This window comes from Peptoniphilus grossensis ph5 (assembly GCF_000311825.1).
Lineage (GTDB): Bacteria > Bacillota > Clostridia > Tissierellales > Peptoniphilaceae > Peptoniphilus_A > Peptoniphilus_A hominis.
The window spans coordinates 1-3,087 of the sequence record NZ_HE978573.1 but is presented as its reverse complement, the minus strand read 5'-3'; the positions used below and the strand labels follow the sequence as shown (position 1 = coordinate 3,087).

The 3,087-nt window shown below is 48.4% G+C and carries 2 rRNA genes; both read left to right on the top strand.

The window, feature by feature from the left end:
- The first annotated feature begins 83 nt into the window (after window positions 1-83).
- A 23S ribosomal RNA gene (locus HGPG_RS09915) occupies window positions 84-2,937 on the top strand.
- A 34-nt stretch (window positions 2,938-2,971) separates the two neighbouring features.
- Window positions 2,972-3,087 (top strand): 5S ribosomal RNA (gene rrf, locus HGPG_RS09910); the annotation flags it as partial.

Genomic DNA, 3,087 nt, shown 5'->3' with positions numbered 1-3,087 from the left:
GAACCATAACAACTTAAAAACTAATCAAAATTTCTTAAACAAAACAATTAAACTGGAAATAAACAGAAATGTTTATTAACAAAGGTCAAGTTAAAAAGAGCACTAGGAGAATGCCTAGGCACCAAGAGGCGAAGAAGGACGCGATAAGCTGCGAAAAGCTACGGATAGGAGCAAATATCCAATGACCCGTAGATGTCCCAATGGGGAAACCCACCTCGATAGAGGTATCCTATAGCCAATCCATAACTATAGGAAGCGAACCAGGTGAACTGAAACATCTAAGTAACCTGAGGAAAAGAAAGAAAACTCGATTCCCCAAGTAGCGGCGAGCGAACAGGGAAGAGCCCGAAGTGTAAAAAGAGAAAATAGCCAGCCGAATCATCTGGGAAGAAGAACCAAAGAAGGTAACAGTCCTGTAGGCGAAAGCGAAAATATCCGACACAAAAGAGTACCACGGAACACGAGAAATTCAGTGGGAACATGGGGGGACCACCCCCTAAGGCTAAATACTACTTGGTGACCGATAGCGAACAAGTACCGTGAGGGAAAGGTGAAAAGAACCCCGGGAGGGGAGTGAAATAGAATCTGAAACCTAGTGTTTACAAGCAGCGAAAGTGGCATAAGCCACGATCGTGTACTTTTTGTAGAACGGGCCAGCGAGTTACGATTATTAGCAAGGTTAAACATTAAAGATGTGGAGCCGCAGCGAAAGCGAGTCTAAATAGGGCAGAAGTTAATAGTCGTAGACCCGAAACCGTGTGATCTATCCATGGGCAGAGTGAAGTTGAAGTAAAATTCAATGGAGGCTCGAACCGGGTAGCGTTTAAAAGCTATCGGATGACCTGTGGATAGGGGTGAAAAGCCAAACGAACACGGAGATAGCTGGTTCTCCTCGAAATAGCTTTAGGGCTAGCCTCTAGTGGAAATGTGAAAAGGGGGTAGAGCACTGAATGGTCGCGGGGCATGCATATGTTACCAAGACCTATCAAACTCCGAATACCATATCACACACTAGGGAGTCAGACTATGTGGGATGAGCTTCATAGTCGAAAGGGAAAGAGCCCAGACCATCAGCTAAGGTCCCAAAATTATAGTTAAGTGGGAAAGGATGTGGAGTTACTGAGACAACTAGGATGTTGGCTTAGAAGCAGCCACTCATTCAAAGAGTGCGTAATAGCTCACTAGTCAAGTGACTCTGCGCCGAAGATAACCGGGGCTAAACTATATACCGAAGCTATGGAACGTATAACGTTGGTAGAGGAGCAATGTATGAAGGACGAAGCAGAAGTCGTAAGGCACTGTGGACATCATACAAGAGAGAATGCTGGCATGAGTAGCGAGAGGTGAGTGAGAATCTCACCCGTCGAAAACCCAAGGATTCCTGAGCAAGGCTCGTCCACTCAGGGTAAGTCGGGACCTAAGGCGAGGCTGAAAAGCGTAGTCGATGGACAACAGGTGGAAATTCCTGTACCGATACAATCGATAAAAAGGAAGTGGGGACGCAGGAGGAAAGTAAGAGCGCCCAGTTGGTGAGGCGTGCAAGCGCAAAGTCTGGAAAGTAGGCAAATCCGCTTTCCGAAAAGGATGAAGCGTGATGCGGATCGAAAACAAGTAGAGAAGCTTACGGACCCACACTGCCAAGAAAAGCCACTACAAGAGAAGTATCGCCCGTACCGTAAACCGACACAGGTAGGTGAGGAGAGAATCCTAAGACGAGCGGAAAAACCTTTGTTAAGGAACTCGGCAAAATGACCCCGTAACTTCGGGAGAAGGGGAGCCCCTGTAACAGGGGGCCGCAGTGAAAAGGCCCAAGCGACTGTTTACCAAAAACACAAGTTTCTGCAAAGTCGAAAGACGAAGTATAGGAGCTGACACCTGCCCGGTGCTGGAAGGTTAAGGGAAAAAGTTAGCGCAAGCGAAGCTTAGAACTGAAGCCCCAGTAAACGGCGGCCGTAACTATAACGGTCCTAAGGTAGCGAAATTCCTTGTCGGGTAAGTTCCGACCCGCACGAAAGGTGTAACGATTTGGGCACTGTCTCAACAAAGGATCCGGTGAAATTGTAGTAGCGGTAAAGATGCCGCTTACCCACGACAGGACGGAAAGACCCCGTGGAGCTTTACTGTAGGCTGAGATTGAATTTTGGGATTAAATGTACAGAATAGGTGGGAGGCAGAGAAATAGGTACGCCAGTATCTAAGGAGCCACCGTTGGGATACCACTCTTTTAATGCTAGAATTCTAACCTACCCCCATGAATCTGGGGAAGGGACACTCTCAGTTGGACAGTTTGACTGGGGCGGTCGCCTCCGAAAGAGTAACGGAGGCGTTCAAAGGTTCCCTCAGCACGGATGGAAATCGTGCGAAGAGTATAAAGGCAGAAGGGAGCTTAACTGCGAGACCAACAAGTCGAGCAGATGCGAAAGCAGGACTTAGTGATCCGGTGGTACCGAGTGGAAGGGCCATCGCTCAACGGATAAAAGCTACCCCGGGGATAACAGGCTTATCTCCCCCAAGAGTCCACATCGACGGGGAGGTTTGGCACCTCGATGTCGGCTCGTCTCATCCTGGGGCTGAAGTAGGTCCCAAGGGTTGGGCTGTTCGCCCATTAAAGAGGCACGCGAGCTGGGTTCAGAACGTCGCGAGACAGTTCGGTCCCTATCCGTCGTGGGCGTAGGAAATTTGAGAGGAGCTGTCCTTAGTACGAGAGGACCGGGATGGACAAACCTCTGGTGCACCAGTTGTACTGCCAAGTGCATAGCTGGGAAGCTAAGTTTGGAAGGGATAAGAGCTGAAGGCATCTAAGCCCGAAGCCCCCCTCGAGATGAGATTTCCCTCGCAAGATAAGACCCCTTGAAGAAAACGAGGTAGATAGGCTCAAGGTGTAAGTGTAGCAATACATTCAGCTAGCGAGTACTAATAGGTCGAAGACTTGACCAAGGTAGAGTTAAGGAGAGATTAGTTTTTAAGTTAATCTGGTGAGAATAGGACAATGGACACACCTGTAACCATACCGAACACAGAAGTTAAGCATTAGTCCGCTGATGGTACTTGGTTGGCAACGACCTGGGAGAGTAAGTTATCGCCAGT